At 58.5% G+C, this 20,145-nt stretch carries 19 protein-coding genes; 3 read left to right on the plus strand and 16 right to left on the minus strand.

Going from position 1 to position 20,145, the window contains the following annotated elements; all coding sequences use genetic code 11:
• Entirely contained in the window at positions 1-1,338 is a 1,338-nt protein-coding gene (locus JOE29_RS21025) for a sigma-54 dependent transcriptional regulator (RefSeq protein WP_210079832.1), read from the plus strand.
• Positions 1,339-1,464: 126 nt separating this feature from the next.
• Here the strand turns inward: JOE29_RS21025 and thiO are convergent, their stop codons facing one another.
• The 7 genes from thiO to JOE29_RS21060 are packed head-to-tail and all read right to left on the minus strand — an operon-like array spanning position 1,465 to position 8,404.
• The gene (gene thiO / locus JOE29_RS21030) at positions 1,465-2,568 is read right to left on the minus strand and encodes a glycine oxidase ThiO (protein WP_137983464.1); all 1,104 of its coding nucleotides are present in this window, start codon (positions 2,566-2,568) and stop codon (positions 1,465-1,467) included.
• Between the two features lie 25 nt (positions 2,569-2,593).
• The gene (locus tag JOE29_RS21035; RefSeq protein ID WP_017279558.1) at positions 2,594-3,001 is read right to left on the minus strand and encodes a type IV pilin protein; all 408 of its coding nucleotides are present in this window, start codon (positions 2,999-3,001) and stop codon (positions 2,594-2,596) included.
• Between the two features lie 11 nt (positions 3,002-3,012).
• Positions 3,013-6,210 carry a PilC/PilY family type IV pilus protein gene (locus tag JOE29_RS21040; protein WP_024683036.1) on the minus strand — a complete coding sequence of 1,066 codons (3,198 nt, stop codon included), beginning with the start codon at positions 6,208-6,210 and terminating at the stop codon, positions 3,013-3,015.
• Entirely contained in the window at positions 6,194-6,700 is a 507-nt protein-coding gene (locus JOE29_RS21045) for a PilX N-terminal domain-containing pilus assembly protein (RefSeq protein WP_024683037.1), read from the minus strand. Before JOE29_RS21045 ends, JOE29_RS21040 begins: the two co-directional genes overlap by 17 nt.
• An 11-nt stretch (positions 6,701-6,711) precedes the next feature.
• A complete protein-coding gene (locus JOE29_RS21050) occupies positions 6,712-7,419 on the minus strand; it encodes a prepilin-type N-terminal cleavage/methylation domain-containing protein (protein WP_024683038.1) in 708 nt (235 codons plus the stop codon).
• Positions 7,416-7,931: a type IV pilus modification protein PilV gene (pilV, locus tag JOE29_RS21055; RefSeq protein WP_024683039.1), complete on the minus strand. Its 516-nt coding sequence runs from the start codon at positions 7,929-7,931 to the stop codon at positions 7,416-7,418. Before pilV ends, JOE29_RS21050 begins: the two co-directional genes overlap by 4 nt.
• The gene (locus JOE29_RS21060; RefSeq protein ID WP_024683040.1) at positions 7,931-8,404 is read right to left on the minus strand and encodes a GspH/FimT family pseudopilin; all 474 of its coding nucleotides are present in this window, start codon (positions 8,402-8,404) and stop codon (positions 7,931-7,933) included. The genes pilV and JOE29_RS21060 overlap by 1 nt, the downstream gene beginning before the upstream one ends.
• A 131-nt stretch (positions 8,405-8,535) precedes the next feature.
• On the opposite strand from JOE29_RS21060, the gene JOE29_RS21065 reads away from it, so the two are divergent.
• The gene (locus JOE29_RS21065; protein WP_003318784.1) at positions 8,536-9,036 is read left to right on the plus strand and encodes a GspH/FimT family pseudopilin; all 501 of its coding nucleotides are present in this window, start codon (positions 8,536-8,538) and stop codon (positions 9,034-9,036) included.
• A 6-nt stretch (positions 9,037-9,042) separates the two neighbouring features.
• Here JOE29_RS21065 and ispH read toward each other — a convergent pair whose 3' ends face one another.
• The 6 genes from ispH to murJ all read right to left on the minus strand — a co-directional run bounded on the left by ispH (position 9,043) and on the right by murJ (position 16,466).
• Positions 9,043-9,990: a 4-hydroxy-3-methylbut-2-enyl diphosphate reductase gene (ispH, locus tag JOE29_RS21070; protein WP_003318785.1), complete on the minus strand. Its 948-nt coding sequence runs from the start codon at positions 9,988-9,990 to the stop codon at positions 9,043-9,045.
• Between the two features lie 58 nt (positions 9,991-10,048).
• Positions 10,049-10,525: a peptidylprolyl isomerase gene (locus JOE29_RS21075; RefSeq protein ID WP_003318786.1), complete on the minus strand. Its 477-nt coding sequence runs from the start codon at positions 10,523-10,525 to the stop codon at positions 10,049-10,051.
• Positions 10,518-11,024, minus strand: a complete 507-nt coding sequence (lspA, locus tag JOE29_RS21080) for a signal peptidase II (RefSeq protein WP_003318787.1) — start codon at positions 11,022-11,024, stop codon at positions 10,518-10,520. The genes JOE29_RS21075 and lspA overlap by 8 nt, the downstream gene beginning before the upstream one ends.
• On the minus strand, positions 11,017-13,848 hold the full coding sequence (gene ileS, locus JOE29_RS21085; RefSeq protein WP_024683042.1) for an isoleucine--tRNA ligase: 2,832 nt from the start codon (positions 13,846-13,848) through the stop codon (positions 11,017-11,019). The genes lspA and ileS overlap by 8 nt, the downstream gene beginning before the upstream one ends.
• 20 nt (positions 13,849-13,868) lie before the next feature.
• Positions 13,869-14,795 (minus strand): bifunctional riboflavin kinase/FAD synthetase, encoded by a 927-nt coding sequence (gene ribF, locus JOE29_RS21090; protein WP_210079833.1) that lies wholly within the window; start codon positions 14,793-14,795, stop codon positions 13,869-13,871.
• Positions 14,796-14,927: 132 nt separating this feature from the next.
• Entirely contained in the window at positions 14,928-16,466 is a 1,539-nt protein-coding gene (gene murJ, locus JOE29_RS21095) for a murein biosynthesis integral membrane protein MurJ (protein ID WP_044313496.1), read from the minus strand.
• Positions 16,467-16,716: 250 nt separating this feature from the next.
• Between murJ and rpsT the strand changes: the two genes are divergently transcribed.
• Positions 16,717-16,995: a 30S ribosomal protein S20 gene (gene rpsT / locus JOE29_RS21100; RefSeq protein WP_003344603.1), complete on the plus strand. Its 279-nt coding sequence runs from the start codon at positions 16,717-16,719 to the stop codon at positions 16,993-16,995.
• Positions 16,996-17,168: 173 nt separating this feature from the next.
• Here rpsT and JOE29_RS21105 read toward each other — a convergent pair whose 3' ends face one another.
• The 3 genes from JOE29_RS21105 to cgtA all read right to left on the minus strand — a co-directional run bounded on the left by JOE29_RS21105 (position 17,169) and on the right by cgtA (position 20,098).
• A complete protein-coding gene (locus JOE29_RS21105) occupies positions 17,169-17,639 on the minus strand; it encodes a CreA family protein (protein WP_003318791.1) in 471 nt (156 codons plus the stop codon).
• Between the two features lie 27 nt (positions 17,640-17,666).
• The gene (gene proB / locus JOE29_RS21110; RefSeq protein ID WP_003318792.1) at positions 17,667-18,785 is read right to left on the minus strand and encodes a glutamate 5-kinase; all 1,119 of its coding nucleotides are present in this window, start codon (positions 18,783-18,785) and stop codon (positions 17,667-17,669) included.
• Positions 18,786-18,874: 89 nt separating this feature from the next.
• Entirely contained in the window at positions 18,875-20,098 is a 1,224-nt protein-coding gene (cgtA, locus tag JOE29_RS21115; protein ID WP_002551973.1) for an Obg family GTPase CgtA, read from the minus strand.
• Between the last annotated feature and the right edge of the window lie 47 nt (positions 20,099-20,145).

A 20,145-nucleotide genomic window follows, 5' to 3' on the forward strand; every position in this document is an offset into this window, starting at 1 on the left:
ATGAGCCAACGGCAAAAAATCCTGATAGTCGATGATGAGCCGGATATTCGCGAACTCCTGGAGATCACGCTGGGACGCATGAAACTCGACACCCGCAGTGCACGTAACGTTGCCGAAGCCCATGACTGGCTGGCCCGCGAACCGTTCGACATGTGCCTGACCGACATGCGTCTGCCTGATGGTAATGGCCTTGAGCTGGTGCAACACATACAGCACGGCTACCCCCACGTGCCGGTGGCGATGATCACTGCACACGGCAATGTGGATACCGCGATCAACGCGCTGAAGGCCGGGGCTTTCGATTTTGTGACCAAGCCGGTCGACCTCGGCAGGCTGCGCGAGCTGGTCAATAGCGCGCTGAGCCTGCCCGGCGCGCCCCCCACGCGAAGCATCGACAACCGACTGCTGGGCGACTCGCTGGCAATGCGTACCTTGCGCAATCAGATCGGCAAGCTGGCCCGCAGCCAGGCGCCGATCTACATCAGCGGCGAGTCCGGCAGCGGCAAGGAGCTTGTAGCGCGTCTGATCCACGAGCAGGGCCCGCGCATCGACAAACCTTTCATACCGGTGAACTGCGGCGCCATTCCTTCCGAGCTGATGGAGAGCGAATTCTTCGGCCATCGCAAAGGCAGTTTCAGCGGTGCCCACGAAGACAAGCCCGGTCTGTTTCAGGCGGCGCACACCGGGACGCTGTTTCTCGATGAGGTCGCCGACCTGCCGCTGGCCATGCAGGTCAAACTGCTGCGCGCTATCCAGGAAAAATCCATTCGCAGCGTCGGCGGCCAGCAAGAGCAGATCGTCGACGTGCGCATTCTGTGCGCCACCCACAAGAACCTGAATGCGGAGGTCGCGGCAGGTCGGTTCCGTCAGGATCTGTATTACCGATTGAACGTGATCGAAGTGCGCGTGCCCTCATTGCGCGAGCGGCGTGAGGATATCGACCAGCTGGCGGGCAGCGTGCTAAAGCGACTTGCCGGGAACGGCGCACAACCCGTCGCGCGCCTGAACGCGCAGGCGCTGGAAACGCTGAAGAGCTACCGCTTCCCCGGTAACGTGCGCGAACTGGAAAACATGCTGGAGCGCGCCTACACGCTGTGCGAGAACGACGAAATCCACGCCAGCGACCTGCGCCTGACAGAGTCCGCCAGCCCTCAGGAGGGCGATGGCCCGAGCCTGGCCGACATCGACAACCTTGAAGACTACCTGGAAAGCGTCGAACGCCAGCTCATTCTGCAGGCGCTGGAAGAAACCCGCTGGAACCGCACCGCTGCAGCAGAAAGGCTCAGTTTGTCGTTCCGATCGCTACGTTACCGGCTAAAGAAACTGGGGCTGGATTGAATGCGTTGCGCGGCAAAGACTGTGTGACGCAGAGCGTCACGAAAGGCATTCCACTGGCGCGTGCGGAACGATAGGTGCGCGCGAGAACATCGTCGCGCCCCACGCTCCGCGTGACCGACAGGATGACTAGCCTGCGAGGTGCCCCGCCGGCGCGTAGGGTGCCGGATCGATGATCGGCTCACGGTCCAACAGCAGGTCAGTAATCAACTGGCAGGACGCCGGCGCCAGCACCAGACCATTGCGGTAATGCCCGCAGTTGAGCCACAGGCCGTCAAAACCTTCCAGCGGTCCAATGAACGGGATGCCCTCAGGCGAGCCAGGGCGCAGGCCAGCCCATTGGGCGACGGGCTCGGCATGGGCCAATGGCGGAAGCAATTCGACGGCCGACGCCTTCAAACTTTCCAATGCGGCCTGCGTGGTGGTTTTGTCGAACCCTTCATGCTCCAGGGTGCTGCCGATCAGGATATGCCCGTCACGACGCGGGATCGCGTAGCGCCCTTTCGCCAGCACCATGCTCGACAGAAAGTCCGATGCACACTTGTAGAGAATCATCTGGCCCTTTACCGGCTCGACCGGCAGCTCCAGCCCCAAGGTCTTGAGCAACTCGCCGCTCCACGCACCCGCCGCCAGAATCACCCGATCACCGGTGATATCCCCTGAAGGTGTCTGCACACCCGAAATCCTGCCGCCTTCACGGGTAAAGCCGCTGACTTCACACTGCTCGTGAATCTCGACATTGGGCATTGCCAGCAACGCCGCCTTGAGCGATTTGACCAGACGGGGATTGCGTACGTTGGCCACATCGGCCATGTAGATCGCCCGCGAATAGCCCTCACCCAGCACCGGCACGGCATCATTCACCGCCGAGATATCCACGCGGTTCAACGAGCGTTTTTCACGGACCGCCCACTCAAGCGCAGGCTGCTCGTCATCAAGATCGAGCCAGTATAGGCCGGTCCTGTGTACTTCAGGGTCGATACCGGTCTGAGCCAACAAACGCTCGGCGAGGTGCGGGTAGAAGTCCTGCGACCAGTGCGCCAGCGCGGTGACCGCCGGGCTGTAGCGCCACGGGTAAAGCGGCGAAACAATCCCGCCGCCCGCCCAGGAAGATTCCTGGCCAACGCCCGAACGATCCAGCAGCACGACGCTGACCTGCTCGGACGCCAGATTGAAGGCGGTCAACAGACCTATGACGCCACCGCCGACAATGACTATTTTTTGCTTGGACATCTTGGTCTCGTGACAAGGAAACGGTTTAGCGGCCCCAGCAGTCTTTGACAGTGACACCGCTGGTTGCGCCAGTGTTGGTACGCGACCCGGTGCTAGTGATCACGAAACTGCCACACTTGTCGCCAGCCATCAGCGTGCCTGCAAGGGGGTCAGCTGTCAGGGTGAAGTCGGTAGCGTTAAGGGTCGACGTTATCTTGTAGTACGTATTGCCTAAGCTCACGTTGGCCCCCATGTAAGTGGGCTGTGGGGTCGCTCGTGAGTAAAACCGCTCCAGCGCCTGGGTCTGCTCGGACAGCAGACTGGCAATTGCCGAACGCTGAGTGCGTTTCACGTACTCGGTGTAACTGGGATACGCGATGGCGGCCAGAATACCGACAATCGCCACGACGATCATGAGTTCGATCAACGTAAAGCCCCTGGATGTCGCTCGCATGATTCGTTTCCCTATTGGATTTGTCGCCACATGATGCGTTGGTTATTCCCGGCTTCAGGCAGCACCGTCGGAGGGCCACCACTGGAATCGTTTACGGTCTTGACCTCAGTATTTTTGACACTGTAAACAGCGGCTACTACCGGTATACCCGAACCCACAGAAAACCCTGCTACCCCCAGATCAAAGCTGTTAATACGTTTATCGCCGTTGGTGTCAAGCACCTGATAATTGAGCATACTCCCGGTGGCAGCATTCAGTTCAAACACGCGGCCGGTCCCCGTACTTTCACAGGGATCAGTTGAGTTTACGGAAGCAGTGGGAAAGATTATCCGGTCTCGGCTGGTCAGCGCAGGGTAGATAATCCGCTCCCCCACATAAGGCGCAACGGTGGCGAGCGGCATGAACCACCCCTTTTTGACTGACCAATCCACGTCGTTGGAAGTTGACGTGAAGTAGGTAGTCCCGTTACTGACAATAGTGCCATTGACCGCCTGCGCCTGCAGATTTGCTTCGACAATACCTCCTGTTCCACCGTCAGCATCCCAGATAGCGTAGAAGTCCTGCAGGCTTGTGGTTTGTTTGTCTGCTACTTCAAGAAACTTGCCAGTTCCAAAATAAACGATCTTGCCGTTGAGTGGATGATCGAGCAGAAACGGCTGAACGGTTATCGGCTGATTGGCACCGCGCGGTGCGGTAAACAGCGGTGCACCCGAAAACGCCACTTTCCAGCTGGCAGCACTGGCCCCGCTCATGTCGAACTTCCACAGTCGTCCTTTCAGATCGCCTGCGTAGGCGGCCTGAACCACATTCTGAGAGTTGACCCGCAGCTTGACTGATGACAAACCATTGTCGGTTTCGTTGTTCAGGGCAGGCGTTTGAATCTCGGCAATCAATGCCCCGGTGTTGGCATTCAGCACAAAAAGCGAAGCTCTGCCGGTGAAGCTGCCGTAACCGTTACCGACCACAACGATCCCGGTACCATTTGCCATTCGAGCGACATCGGGCTCTGAATATGCGTACCCCAAATTGTTAAACTTATTGGTGGTATCCGAGGTGTCAGGCGCCTTGACTTCCCACAGTGCGCCGATGGTATTGCTGACGCCTTCAAACAACTTGATCGCAAAAAACGCCTTGCCCCCCGCTCCGGTACCGCCATAAGCAACGGTCCGCCATGCGGAACCCGCGGAAAGCTGCGTGTCGAAGACGGCTATTTGACCATCCACGGTGAATCTGTGAACGCCTAATCCATAAGTGGTCGATGCAATAGTCGCCAGGGACGTCAGAGCAGTCGACGGCATATAGGCATACCGTCTGGAGCCATCCGCAGGATTGATTACGTTGAAAAAACCATCGTTGGCATTGGCCAGAATGCTGGAATTCATGCTGCTGGCTTTGGTTGCCAGATAGGTAATGTAACTGGTATCACCTAACAGGCTGATAGCTGTCTTTTGCGCAGGTATCGCTACGCCAAGTGACGAATTGACAATATCGCCCAATAGCCGGGTACGTGTACGCAGCTTCGAACTGGCAGCCCCTTTGGCCCAGGAAATCAATTCTGTCCCGCTAACATTGGGCGGTAATGTGGCGTTCAAGGCAGCCTGCTGTGCAGGGCTGAAATTTGCGTAATCCAGAGCTATTTTCGCCGGTGTGGCAACTGTGCTCCATGACTCGAATACAGGGGCAGTTGATCCGCTGACGATGGCCGTGTCCGTGCTCCAGACAGGCGCACTCAAGGTATTTGTTGACGGGTCCAGATTAAAAGCCCTGATGGTACCGTGCCAATCGGTCGGATCGTAAAGCGCTTGATAGAACTGAGTACCCACCTGGAGCCTGGAAGAATTGCCCACGCCTGCAGCACCCGATCCCATTCTGGCGTAGATATCACTCAGCGCCAGGTTCAACGCAGAGCTGAGCCCCAAGCTGTCGTTGGTCTGAAAGTACTTACCATGACCGTGATTATCGTCTGCCGCATCGATCAGCATCTGGTTCGAATGAGTAAAACCAACGGTGTAGGTACTTATGTTCTGCTTGGCGAAACCTGCCGTGTCCCAACTTTTACCGGTCAGATCCCCCCCGGCGTTTACGGCATCACGGCGCAGATCAATATCGTAGGCAAACTTGGCCAGATCATCGAGATAGAGTGTGTCCCCCTCACCGTCGCCAGCCAGATTGTCACCGTCGTTAGCGGCGTTCAGATCCCAATTGGGCAGTGAGCGAGTGGTATCCAGAACGTCGTCAGGGTCGTTGACCGGAAAAGTTCGGTCATAGGTTGGCAAGCCATCAGTTATCACCACGCCATAGTTTTTCTGGCAGCGATACTGGATCGGGCTTACATAGGTCGAGCCACTTTGATAGAACGGCGTCATGCCTCTAAAGTATCGGGTAATCTCGTAATAGGTTTCAGCCAACGGCGTGTTGGCCGAGGGCGTCAGGTTGGCAATCGCCTGTTTCAGGGCATTGACGTTCGCCGTTGCCTGGAACTGGGTAACGCCAGCAGGCTGATCAGGGGTGGCAGTGACCGGAGAAAGATCCGTAACGACCCGGGCAATTTTTCCTCCAGGCCCTGGATCGCCGCTAATGGGTTCGTTGTAGGAAGCAAGTCCGATCCTGAGTGTCAGGTTATTTGAGACCAGGCTGGTCGCCACTGTTTTTGCAACATTCATCCGGTAATCGTTGGGGATAACACCATTGGTGTAGTTACGTACTCCGAACAGATTGGGGTTGACCAGGTCAATCAGATAGGAAAGGTAGTTGGCGGTATAACGCGTGAGCCCGTTTCCCGCAGGATCGGGCAGGTTGAGACAGTACTGGATGCCGTTGCGAAAAACCGAGCGGCCGCCGAAGAGACACATTAATGACTGATTGACCACGCTGATAGCGTTGATGTCGCCCAACGTCAGGGTATCGTCTCCCGAAATCGTACTCATGAAAGGGCAAACTACGGTAACCAGGCCACTCAAGCATTGGGTGGAGTAATAACCGATGTCGGGACGATTGACCGTTGGATCAAAACCCGATGCCCAGATAATGTTGTACATGCTGCCCGAGTTATCCACGAGCAGCATCAGGTTGGGAGGCACGGCAGGTGCGCTGAGCAACGGAACCTGCACAGGGGTAAATGCGTAGACCGGCGTTGTCAGATACAACGCCAGCAGGATTCCGTAAATATACCTGTAGAAGTGGCGGAGCGACTTAGCAACCCGTGACATAGATACTCTCCAGAACAGTGCGCGATGGCCCTTGAATGGCGACAGCCGTCACCCGGTATACCGTTTTTTTGAGCAGGTCAGGGTTTGAGCATTTAACAAGAGGACCGAAGGGCGCGCCCAAGTTCTGAATGCCGTAAAACGCGCCATTTCCGCCAATCCACTTCACCCCGGAAGCACCTACGCCAGCAGCTGTAATCACAGTGGACTCCGCAGGCGGCGCGCAGCTGGCGGAAGTATTGCAAGCCGCTAGCGCAAAATTGGCGGCCAGTATCGAGGACTCTCCCAAGCGCAACTGAGCTTCAGCGGACTGGAACGATTGATTGCGAATCATCACGCTACCCGCCATTTTTTCCTGAAGGGTAGCGTTCTGCATCGAAGAAATCCCCAACAACGTGAGAAGTAAAAGGAATACCAGACTGACCAGCAACACCATGCCACGTTGCCTGACAGGAAAAGGCCTTATCGTTTGATATCGCACGGTCTTGTTCATGCTCGGCCCGTTCAAAAGCGGTTACGCAAGTAAGCAACGACGTTGTACTGCTGATTCTTCACCACGCCGTTCTGACCATCCTGAAGCGTCAGGCTTATGCGAACGCTACGTACGTTAGCAGCGTTGGCGTTGGTGACGGCCGTGGTATAGGACATCGGGTTGCCTGCCATTCCAAAGGAAACTGAAAAATCCAAGACATTCTGTAACAGCGGTTGCACAGCGCCCCCTGCTCCGTACTGGATGTTCAGATTCGTTCCGGTCAGCGTGTAGAGCAATTGCCGCAACGGAAAAGCCGTCTGCCCTGCGAGCGGAGACTGGGCCCCCGTATAAAGCTGAGTGTCGGTTCTGCAATCCGATAATATTGTCCAGGTAGGTGCATTGCCCGCTGTACCCACGTCGCTGGTTATCAAGGTCAGCGTCCTGTTGGCGTTATCCCAGAGGATGGGGTTATCAAGCGCGACAGGCCAGTTGATTGCAGGCGGCGTAGGCGAGTAATCCTTGAAACTCAGGCAACCATACAAACCGGTCATCCTGATTTCCTGAATCAGCTTGCTCAGCAGGAAACGCGCATCCTCCTGCATCCGCGCTGCAGCATTCTGGCTCTGGTAGGTGCCTCTGGCCGCAGTGAATATCTGCACGATACCCAGACTGACCACTAGCCCCAGGACCAGCGCCACCATGATTTCGACCAGGCCAAAGCCTCTGGAGAGCTTTCTCATGGGTTGACCCCGATCCGGGAGACCAGTTTGAAACTCTGGGGATCTGGGCTGCCGGTCGTGTTCCCGGTGGCCTGATTGCTCGACCCGGCAGCGCGTGTATCGCTCCAGCCGATGGTGATAGTCACTTCCGGAGCCTTGCTGACATCAATGCTGGCAGTGCCGCTCGCGCCCGCGAAGCCAACGATATTGGTCTTGAAATCAAACAAGTCCTGTACCCTGGCATCGTTCAAATTGGCAACTTGTGCTGTAGCAAGGCTTGCCAATGCATAGCTCGCCAGTACATTGGTCGACCCATTGGCACTGGCATTACCATCAACATTGGCGCGGATACGATCCATCATGTCGTAGGCAATGAAGCTCGCCTGGCTGGTCATGGCCGAGCTGTCGGTGTACTTGAGCGCATTGAGTTGAATGGCCGCAGCGCCCAGCAGGCCGATGGCCAGAATCAATACCGAGACCAGCACCTCGATCAAGGTCATGCCGGTCTGGCGATATCGGGTTTCACCGGCCATCAGCAGCCTCCACCCAGGGTGATCCGACCGGTCAGACAGACCTTTATGGTTTTGCTAATGGTGCCTCGGGTGTAGGTCATGGTCACCGCCGCAGCCGGGGCAATGAGCGCGCCCAGGTTGTTGAAATCAATTGCCGTGGCATTGTTATCGGCCACCAGCGTGGCACCACTGCTCATGGCGGCTACTTTTCGCAACGCCGTGGGTGTCGCCTGAGTATCGGAAACCAGATACACCTGCAATTCGTTGGTCCACGCCGTCCCGCTGGTCGGCGCTATACGCACCGCCACTCCCCTGTTTATCGCCTCGAGTCGCGCATAGTTGAGCGCCCGCTGCAAATCGCTGAGCTCGGTATCGGCCTTGTTGCTCTGGATGGAGCTGGTGAAATTCGGGATAGCGATAGCCGCCAGGATGCCCACCAGGGACACAGTGACTAACAATTCGATCAGGCTGAATCCCTTGGCTATATGACGCATTGAGTGTCTCCTAGACGTTACGACTATAAGGCAGCAACGCCGCTGGAAAATCCATAGCGGGACGTACGGTTGTTTTGCGACGACGAACGCCCGCAGAGTGTTGAAACGGCGGTTTCCAGGGAGGAAAGCATATGAAGCATGCAGGATTCACACTGATCGAATTATTGATCGTCGTTGCACTGGTGGCCATCCTGGCTAACGTAGCAACCCCTTCTTTCAAGGAACTCATCGATTCCAGCCGCGGCCTTGCAACCGCCCGGGAGCTGGCCAGCGGCATTCGCTCGGCGAGAGCGGCCGCAATCACACGCAATCAGATCGTTACGCTTCATGCCATCGAGAACGACTGGAGCAACGGCTGGCGGATCATACTCGACGCGGATGGCAAAGGTCCCGACGAAAACGATCCGGTGCTGATAGAACGCGCCAATAGCGGCACAGCGCGAGTGGTCGATAACCGCAAGCGTGTGGAGGAGATCAGTTTCAATGGTTTGGGGACGTTGCGGCGCAGAACCGCCAGGACGTTGCACGTTTGCGCTGCAGACCAGCCGGTGAGCAACTATCGAGTGATAGTCGCACCGGCCGGGCGCGTGAGGGTCGAGGACACGAAAATCGATGCAGCGCTGTGTGGCTGAATAGCCTCAGAGCAGCGACTTGACGCGCAATTCCTTGGGCATCGAGAAGGTGATGTTCTCCTCGCGGCCGGCAAGCTCATCTGCACCGGTGGCGCCCCAGGCCTGCAATTGCTGGATCACGCCGCGCACCAGCACTTCGGGGGCCGAAGCGCCCGCAGTGATGCCTATACGCTCGACCCCGTCGAACCAGCCTTGTTGCATGTCTTCGGCGCCGTCGATGAGGTACGCCGGAGTCGCCATGCGCTCGGCCAGCTCGCGCAGGCGATTGGAGTTGGAGCTGTTCGGGCTGCCCACCACCAACACCACATCGCACTCATCGGCCAGTTGCTTGACTGCGTCCTGACGGTTTTGCGTGGCGTAGCAGATGTCATCCTTGCGCGGCCCGCCAATGGCCGGGAAACGCTTGCGCAAGGCATCGATCACCCGGCTGGTGTCATCCATGGACAAGGTGGTCTGGGTCACGAAGGCCAGGGCTTCAGGATTACGCACCTGCAGGCTGGCAACATCCTCTTCGTCCTCGACCAGATAGATCGCACCGCCGTTGGCGGCGTCGTACTGGCCCATGGTGCCTTCGACTTCCGGGTGACCGGCGTGGCCGATCAGGATGCACTCGCGGCCATCACGGCTGTAACGGGCGACCTCGATATGCACCTTGGTCACCAGCGGACAGGTAGCATCGAACACTTTCAGACCACGGCCTGCCGCCTCGGTACGTACAGCCTGGGAAACACCGTGGGCGCTGAAGATAACGATGACGTCATCCGGCACCTGATCCAGCTCTTCGACGAAGATCGCACCGCGAGAGCGCAGATCTTCGACGACAAATTTGTTGTGAACAACTTCATGGCGCACATAAATCGGCGGACCAAACACTTCCAGAGCGCGATTGACGATTTCGATCGCGCGGTCCACTCCGGCACAAAAGCCGCGGGGGTTGGCGAGTTTGATTTGCATGCGATGCCTCATGATTGGTACGGGGTAGCCCGGCCTGAGCCGGGCTTGACGGCGAAGGTCAGGAAGCCAGAATCGCCTTCACTTCAAAGATTTCCACTTCAAAGCTCAGAGTCTTGCCTGCCAGCGGGTGATTGAAGTCGATGGTGACCTGCTCGTCATCGAACGCTTTCACCACGCCGGGCAACTCGGTATTGGCGGCGTCATTGAAGATCACCAGCAACCCTTCGGACAGCTCCATGCCCACGAACTGCGAGCGTGGCATGATCTGCACGTTTTGTGGGTTGGGCTGACCAAAGGCGTTTTCCGGCAGAATCTCAACGGTCTTTTTATCGCCCGCCTTGAAGCCGAAAATCGCCATTTCGAAGCCAGGCAGCAGGTTGCCGTCACCGACCTTGAACGTGGCCGGGGCCTTTTCGAAGGTGCTGTCGACGGTATCGCCGTTTTCCAGACGCAGGGCGAAGTGCAGAGTGACCTGCGTATTCTGACCGATGCGCAGCTCGTCAGACGAGCCTTGAGTCGAAGATTGCTCAGTCATTGACGGTCTCTCCGGTTTTCTTGCTCTTGAACATGTCCAGCGCCAGCATGATTGCACCGACGGTGATGGCGCTGTCCGCGACGTTGAACGCCGGGAAGTACCAGCGGTTCTGCCAGTGAACCAGAATGAAGTCGATCACGTGGCCCAACACGATACGGTCGTAGAGGTTACCCAGTGCGCCGCCCAATACCAGCGCCAGTGCAACGGCCAGCCACGTGTCGTCACGCCCCAGACGCTTGAGCCAGACGACCAGCACAGCGCTGACCACTACTGCGATCAGGGCGAACAACCAGCGCTGCCAACCGGCACCGTCTGCCAGAAAACTGAAGGCGGCACCGGTGTTGTAGGCCAGGGTCCAGCTGAACAGGTCGGGAATCACGATGATCTGCTGATACAGGCTCAACGCGTTCTCGAAGTAATACTTGCTGGCCTGGTCAATGACCAGAACCAGCACGCTCAACCACAGCCAGGCCAGGCGGCCGAACGAGGCGTTAGGCATAGTGACGGACCTCGCCTGCACCGCTGATGTTGTCTACGCAACGACCGCAGATTTCCGGATGCTCGGGATTTACCCCTACATCCTCGCGGTGATGCCAGCAACGGGCGCACTTGGCATGACTGGACTTGAGCACTTTCAGCTTCAGACCGGCAACTTCGGTGACCACGGCATCGGCTGGCGCGGATGCGAACGGTGCCACACTGGCTGTCGAGGTGATCAGCACGAAGCGCAGCTCGTTGCTCAGCTTCGACAGGTCAGCCACCAGCGACTCCTCGGCATACAGGGTCACTTCGGCCTGCAGGTTGCCGCCAATGGCCTTGGCAGCGCGCAGGTTTTCCATTTCCTTGTTGACCGAGGTCTTCACCGCCATGATCCGCTCCCAGTAGGCGCGATCCATGTCGAAGTCGGCAGGCATTTCGGTCAGGCCTTCGTACCAGGTGTTGAGCATCACCGATTCATTGCGCTCGCCGGGCAGGAACTGCCACAGCTCGTCGGCGGTGAACGCCAGGATCGGCGCGATCCAGCGCACCAGCGCTTCGGAGATGTGGAACAGTGCCGTCTGGCACGAACGACGCGCAGTGCTGTTGGCCGCCGTGGTGTACTGACGATCCTTGATGATGTCGAGGTAGAAACCGCCCAGCTCCTGCACGCAGAAGTTGTGGATCTTCGAGTACACGTTCCAGAAACGGTATTCGCCGTAATGCTCTTGCAGCTCGCGTTGCAGCAGCAGCGTACGGTCCACGGCCCAACGGTCCAGCGCGAGCATTTCCTCAGCAGGCAGGATGTCGGTCGCCGGGTTGAAGCCCGTCAGGTTGGAGAGCAGGAAGCGTGCAGTGTTGCGGATACGACGATAGGCGTCGGCGCTGCGCTGCAGTATCTGGTCGGAAACCGCCATCTCGCCGGAATAATCGGTCGCCGATACCCACAGGCGCATGATGTCGGCACCCAGCGAGTCGTTGACCTTCTGCGGAGCTACCACATTGTTCAGCGACTTGGACATCTTGCGGCCGTTCTCGTCGACCACGAACCCGTGGGTCAGCAGCTCGCGATACGGTGCGTGATCGTCCAGCATGCAGCCGGTCAGCAGTGAGGAGTGGAACCAGCCGCGATGCTGGTCCGAGCCTTCGAGGTACAGGTCGGCACGCGGACCGCTTTCATGGCCCATCGGGTGCGAACCGCGCAGCACATGCCAGTGCGTGGTGCCCGAGTCGAACCAGACGTCCAGGGTGTCGGAGATCTTGTCGTACTTGCCGGCTTCGTCACCGAGCAACTCGCTGGCGTCGAGTTTGAACCAGGCCTCGATGCCCTCTTTCTCGACACGCTGCGCCACTTCTTCCATCAGCTCGACGGTACGTGGGTGCAGGTCGCCGCTTTCCTTGTGCAGGAAGAACGGAATCGGCACGCCCCAGTTGCGCTGACGCGAGATGCACCAGTCAGGACGGTTGGCGATCATCGAGTGCAGCCGCGCCTGCCCCCATGCCGGAACGAATTCAGTGTCTTCGATGGCCTTGACCGCACGCTTGCGCAGGGTGTCGCCGCTCTCAGGCTGCTTGTCCATGCCCACGAACCACTGCGCGGTCGCGCGGTAGATCAAGGGCGACTTGTGGCGCCAGCAGTGCATGTAGCTGTGGCTGATGGTTTCGGTGTCCATCAGGCTGCCGACTTCGACCAGCTTGTCGATGATGTTCTGGTTGGCCTTGAAGATGAACTGGCCACCGAAGAACTCCAGCGACTCGACATACACGCCGTTGCTCTGCACCGGGCTGATGATGTCGTCGTTGCTCAGGCCATACTGTTTGCAGATATTGAAGTCGTCTACGCCATAGGCAGGCGAGCAGTGAACGATGCCCGTGCCCGCACCCAGCTCGACGTAGTCAGCCAGATAGATTGGCGACAGGCGGTCGTAGAACGGATGGCGGAAGTTGATCAGCTCAAGCGCCTGACCGGTGGTGGTCGCGATGACGGTACCTTCCAGCTTGTAACGGGCCAGGCAGCTTTCGACCAGTTCGGCAGCCAGCACCAGCAGTTTGTCGCCGACATCGACCAGTGCGTATTCGAATTCCGGATGGACATTCAGCGCCTGGTTGGCCGGGATCGTCCACGGTGTGGTGGTCCAGATCACGATGGACGCAGGCTTGCCCAGCGACGGCACGCCGAACGCGGCGGCCAGTTTCGCTTCGTCGGCGATCGGGAACGCAACGTCGATGGTCGAGGACTTCTTGTCCTGATACTCGACTTCGGCTTCAGCCAGTGCCGAGCCGCAATCGAAACACCAGTTGACCGGCTTGAGGCCCTTGAAGACGAAACCGCCCTTGACCATCTCGGCCAGCGCGCGGATTTCTCCGGCTTCGTTGGCGAAGTTCATGGTCAGGTACGGATTGCTCCAGTCGCCCAGCACGCCCAGACGGATGAATTCGGACTTCTGGCCTTCGATCTGCTCGGACGCATAGGCGCGGCACAGCTCACGCGTACGGTCTGCGGAGAGGTTCTTGCCGTGGGTCACTTCGACCTTGTGCTCGATCGGCAGACCATGGCAATCCCAACCCGGCACATACGGGGCATCGAAGCCCGCCAGGGTCTTGGAACGCAGGATCATGTCCTTGAGAATCTTGTTGACCGCATGACCGATGTGAATATTGCCGTTGGCGTACGGAGGACCGTCGTGCAGGACGAACTTGGGACGATCCTTGCCAATCTCGCGCAGCTTCTGGTACAGGCCAATGCTGTCCCAGCGCTGCAGAGTTTGCGGCTCGCGCTGGGGCAGGCCGGCCTTCATAGGGAAGGCGGTGTCCGGAAGGTTTAGCGTGGCTTTATAGTCAGTCATTTCAGGCTCTTGTTTAGCGGTTAGCCATGCCAATGGGCACGGGCGGCGGCGACGTCCGCATTGATCGCCGTCTTGAGCGCCTCCAGTGAGGCGAAACGCTGCTCATCACGCAGCTTGTGGTGGAAAGCCACCGTCAAACGCCGGTCATAAAGATCGCCGGCAAAATCCAGAAGATGCACTTCAAGGTGGGCACTGCCATCACCCGTTACCGTCGGGCGTACGCCGATGTTGGCGACCCCCGGCCAGGCTTTGCCATCGATCTCCGTGCTGACCAGATAGACCCCGCTCAACGGTACACGACGACGCTTGAGTTGCACGTTGGCGGTGGGCGTACCCAGCTGACGGGCCAGCTTCTGGCCGTGCAACACCCGCCCGGCTATCTGGAACGGACGACCGAGCATGCGCTCGGCCAGGGCAAAGTCTGACGCAGCCAGAGCCTTGCGCACCTTGGTACTGCTGACCCGGATGCCATCTATTTCAACGGTCTGCGCCGCTTCTACGGTAAAACCATACGTTGTGCCGGCCTGTTGCAGGAAGTCGAAGTCACCGACCCGGTCGAAGCCGAAACGAAAGTCGTCTCCCACTTCAAGGTGTTGAACACCCAGGCCGTCGATCAGCACGGTTTCGACGAAACTCGCCGCGCTGAGCTTGCACAGACGCTGATTGAAGGACAGGCAAAGTACCCGGTCAACGCCTTCGGCACTCAGCAGCTCGAGCTTGTCACGCAGGCGGGCCAGACGGGCCGGCGCCGTTTCGGGCGCAAAGAACTCACGCGGCTGCGGCTCGAAGATCACCACACAGCTGGGCACACCCAATTCGACGGCACGCTCGCACAGACGCGCCAGGATAGCCTGGTGGCCGCGATGAACGCCGTCGAAATTGCCAATCGTGGCGACGCAGCCCCGATGTTCGGGGCGCAGGTTGTGAAGGCCTCTAACCAGCTGCATAACGCACTTCTTGCTCATAAAGTGGCCGATTATAACCACACACGGCCGTGGACGACAGGCAACACACCAAGACCGGATGAAGGTTCTCGGCGTGTGGCGACAAAAACCGAAGGTCAACCCCTGCGACGCGCCCTACATAATGGCTTTGCGGGCGAAATCCCTGAGGCGGAAGCCTAATAAAAGAAGCATGGCGAAATAGGTCACGACGCCGGCGGCAACCAGCGCACCCAGACGCAGAAAACGCTCCAGCATGTGACCTTCGTCCCACGCCGGCATGACATGCATGACCCCCAGCAGCACCGCCGACATCACCGCGACGGCAATCACCAGCTTGAACAGAAACTTCGTCCAGCCAGGCTGCGGCTGAAACAGATCCTGCTTGCGCAACTGCCAGAACAGCAACCCGGCATTGATGCACGCCCCCACACTGATCGCCAGCGCCAGACCGGCATGCTGCAAGGGCACGATGAAGGCCAGGTTGAGCAATTGAGTCACTATGAGGGTGAAGATCGCGATTTTCACCGGGGTGCGGATGTTTTGTTGAGCATAAAAACCGGGGGCCAGCACCTTGATCAGGATGATCCCCAGCAACCCGACCGAATAGGCGACCAGCGCACGTTGGGTCATGGCAGCGTCGAGCGCGTCGAATTTACCATACTGAAACAACGAAACGGTCAACGGTTCGGCAAGCAGCCCCAGCGCCAGAGTGCAAGGCAGAACCAGCACGAAACACAGTCGCAGACCCCAGTCGAGAATTCGCGAATATTCCTGGCGATCCCGTTGCGCGTAAGTTTTGGACAGTATCGGCAGCAGAATCGTACCCAGCGCCACACCCAGCACGCCGGAAGGCAGCTCCATCAGGCGGTCGGCGTAGTACATCCATGACACCGAACCGGCGACGAGGAACGAGGCAAAGATCGTGTTGATGATCAGAGAAATCTGACTGACCGAAACGCCAAGGATGGCGGGCAGCATCTGCTTCATTACCCGCCAGACCCCGGTGTCGCGCAGATTCAGGCGCGGCAGCACCAGCATGCCGATCTTTTTCAGGTGCGGCAGTTGGTAAAGCAGTTGCAGCAGACCGCCCACCAGAACCGCCCAGCCCAGCGCCATGACCGGCGGATCGAAATACGGCGTCAGGAACAGCGCGAAGAAAATCATGCTGACGTTGAGCAGCGTGGGCACGAACGCCGGCACTGAAAAACGGTTCCAGGTGTTGAGGATCGCACCGGCCATCGAGGACAGGGAGATCAGCAATATATAAGGAAAGGTCACCCGCAGCAGATCCGAGGTGAGGGCGAATTTCTCCGGGGTGTCGACAAAGCCGGGCGCGGTGGCCCAGATAACCCAGGGCGCAAAGATCACCCCGAGCAGCGTCACCAGGGCCAGCGCCAGGGTCAGCAATCCGGTGACATAGGAAATGAATGTGCGCGTCGCCTCCTCCCCCTGCTGGCTCTTGTATTCGGCCAGGATCGGCACGAAAGCCTGGGAAAAGGCGCCCTCGGCGAAAATTCGGCGCAGCAGATTGGGCAGTTTGAAGGCGATGAAGAACGCATCCGTGGCCATTCCGGCACCGAAAGTGCGCGCGATGATGGTGTCGCGTACAAAGCCCAAAACCCGGGAAACCATGGTGATAGAGCTGACGGCGGCGAGTGACTTGAGTAGATTCATTGAAAGAGTTGTGCGCCTCGGCAAAGGATGGGCGATAAAGCCAGCCATTTATGCAATACTTCGCGCCGCAAAAACGCCCGAAGCAAAGGCCGCGAGTTTACAGGTCACAGGCCGGAAATAAATCCTCCAGTCAAATGTCGCAACCACTCAGCGGAACACCTTAACTGCCCTTGACAAGACTTCAACTCATCGGCATGATTCGCGGCCTATTTTGTTTGCTATTTCACAAAGTCTTTCGAGGAGCTCGACGGTGGCCAACACACCTTCCGCCAAAAAACGTGCAAAACAGGCTGAGAAGCGTCGCAGCCACAACGCCAGCCTGCGTTCCATGGTTCGTACCTACATCAAGAATGTAGTTAAAGCCATCGACGCAAAAGACGCAGAAAAAGCGCAAGCCGCTTATGTTCTGGCTGTTCCTGTTATCGACCGTATGGCCGATAAAGGTATCATCCACAAGAACAAGGCTGCTCGCCATAAAGGTCGCCTGAACGGTCACATCAAGGCTCTGAGCCTTGCTGCTGCAGCCTAAGCGACCCGCTTGTTAAAAAACCGACCTCAGGGTCGGTTTTTTATTGCCTGCTGGAAATTAGCGGGAAACATCAATGTGCAGCGCGGCGCAGAGATGTGACGCAGAGCGTCACGAAGGGCATTCCCACGCTGGAGCGTGAGGAACGATAGACCTGTAACTATCCTGCTACAGACTCAAGGCGCGGGCGCGGTTGTCCATGGCAGGATCGGAATGGCGGTCACGGCATTCTGCGGGCTGCCTTCGATGACCCGGTCGCTGTAGACCAGGTACACCAATGCATTGCGCTTCTTGTCGAAGAAACGCACCACCTGCATGGTCTTGAAAACCAGCGAGGTACGCTCCTTGAATACCTCGTCGCCATCCTTGAGGGTTTCCTTGAAACGGATCGGCCCGACCTGACGACAGGCGATGGACGCCTCGGCACGGTCCTCGGCCAATCCCAGACCACCCCTCACGCCGCCCGTCTTGGCGCGTGACAGGTAGCACGTCACACCGTCCACCTTGGGATCGTCAAACGCCTCGACCACAATTCGATCGTTAGGCCCGACCATCTTGAACACGGTCGACACCTGACCGATCTCTTCGGCCGAGACCAGCACCGGCATCAGCAACGCAGCGGCCAACAAACCTTTCATGAAGCGCATCAAATAGTCCTTTTTTGCAGTCTTGAGTCAGACGAGGATCAGGTTATCCCGATGAATCAGCTCAGGCTCGGCCATATAGCCCAGCTCACGCACGATGGATTCGGAAGAGTGACCAATGATTTTCTGGGCTTCGATGGCACTGTAGTTACTCAGCCCGCGAGCGATCTCGCGACCGTCCGGGGCGACGCATACCACCATCTCGCCGCGCCGGAAGCTGCCCTGGACCAGCTTGACGCCTACCGGCAGCAGGCTTTTCTGATCCTTGGCCAGCGCCGCAACCGCGCCATCATCCAGCACCAGCGTACCGCGGGTCTGCAGATGCCCTGCCAGCCACTGCTTGCGCGCTGCGAGCATGCCACGCTCAGGGGACAGCAGCGTGCCCAACCGCTCACCACCCTTGAGCCGCGCCAGAACGCGCTCGATGCGCCCGCCGACGATGACAGTATGCGCACCGGAACGCGCCGCCAGACGCGCTGCACGCAACTTGGTCTGCATGCCGCCACGCCCCAGCGCACCACCCGTACCACCAGCCACTGCATCCAGTGCCGGATCATCGGCACGCGCTTCGTAAATCAGCTGCGCCTCCGGGTTGTTGCGCGGATCGGCGTCGAACATGCCGTCACGGTCGGTCAGGATGACCAGCAGATCAGCCTCGACCAGATTGGCAACCAGCGCCGCCAGCGTGTCGTTATCGCCGAAACGAATTTCGTCGGTAACCACTGTGTCGTTTTCGTTGATGACTGGCACAACCCCAAGCTCGACCAGTGTGCGCAGGGTGCTACGGGCATTCAGGTAGCGTTTGCGGTCCGACAGGTCGTCGTGGGTCAGAAGGATCTGCGCCGTATGTCGGCCATGCTCGGCAAAGCTCGATTCCCACGCCTGCACCAAGCCCATCTGACCAATCGCCGCAGCAGCCTGAAGCTCATGCATGGCACTGGGTCGGGCCGTCCAGCCAAGACGGCTCATGCCGGCAGCCACCGCCCCGGAAGACACCAGTACCAGCTCGACACCCGCCTCGTGCAGCGCCACCATCTGCTCCACCCAAACACCCATGGCGTTGCGATCCAGGCCCTTGCCATCAGCCGTCAGCAAGGCACTGCCAATCTTCACAACCCAGCGCTGGGCGCCCGTCACTTTGCTGCGCATCTTCTTCCAACCCTAGCCAGAGATTTTCAAATTCGGGATACAAAAACGCCGCTGACAATCGTAGCGGCGTTCAAGTTTACTTCAAGCGATCAGTCACGGACGTAAATGATTTCCGGACCGTCTTCATCGTCCACGTCTTCTTCATCCCAGTCATCGTCACCGATGTCATGCACGCTCTTCACGCCGCTGCGACGCAGGGCACGCTGATCGTCCAGTGCCTGCAACTGGGCACGGGCTTCGTCTTCGATGCGCTGATCGAGCTCGGCCAGCTCTTCGGCGTAACCAGGCTCTTCGGCGATACGCTGGCTGCGCTCTTCGAGGTAACGCATGATGTCGCGAGTCAGCTGCTCGGTGCCTTCTTTGGCAATGGCAGAGATCACGTAAACAGGGCCGGTCCACTCCAGACGATCGACGATCTCCTGCTTGCGCGCCTCCTGCTCCTCTTCGAGAATCTGATCGCACTTGTTCAGCACCAGCCAGCGATCACGCTCGGCCAGCGACGGACTGAATTTCTCAAGCTCGTTGACGATCACTTCAGCCGCATCCGGAGCGCTGCTTTCATCCAGCGGCGCCATATCGACGAGGTGCAGCAACAGACGGGTACGCGCCAGGTGCTTGAGGAAGCGAATCCCCAGGCCCGCGCCGTCGGATGCACCCTCGATCAGACCCGGAATGTCGGCAACCACAAAGCTTTTCCAGCGATCGACACTGACCACGCCCAGGTTTGGCACCAGCGTGGTGAACGGATAGTCGGCAACCTTTGGCTTGGCCGCAGACACCGAACGGATGAAGGTGCTCTTGCCGGCATTCGGCAGGCCCAACAGACCGACGTCTGCCAGCACTTTCAGCTCGAGCTTGAGATCACGTTGATCACCAGGCTTGCCCGGCGTGGTCTGGCGCGGAGCGCGGTTGGTACTGGACTTGAATCGGGTGTTACCCAGACCGTGCCAGCCGCCCTGGGCAACCATCAAGCGCTGACCATCTTTGGTCAGGTCACCGATGATTTCCTGAGTGGTGGCGTCGATGATGGTGGTCCCGACCGGCACACGCAGCACCAGTTCTTCACCCTTGCGACCGGTGCAGTCGGCGCTGCCACCGTTGGAGCCGCGCTCGGCGTCGAAGTGACGGGTGTAACGGTAGTCGACCAGCGTGTTCAGGTTGACGTCGGCGACCATGAAGATCGAGCCGCCATCACCACCATCACCACCGTTAGGACCACCGTTTTCAATGAATTTTTCGCGACGGAAGCTCATGCAACCGTTGCCGCCGTCACCGGCTTTTACTCGAATGGATACTTCATCTACAAATTTCATAACGCACGCCTCCCGCCACAGGGACGAGCAGAACCACATAAATTACA

The sequence above is a fragment of the Pseudomonas sp. PvP009 genome, assembly GCF_017832995.1.
Lineage (GTDB): Bacteria > Pseudomonadota > Gammaproteobacteria > Pseudomonadales > Pseudomonadaceae > Aquipseudomonas > Aquipseudomonas syringae.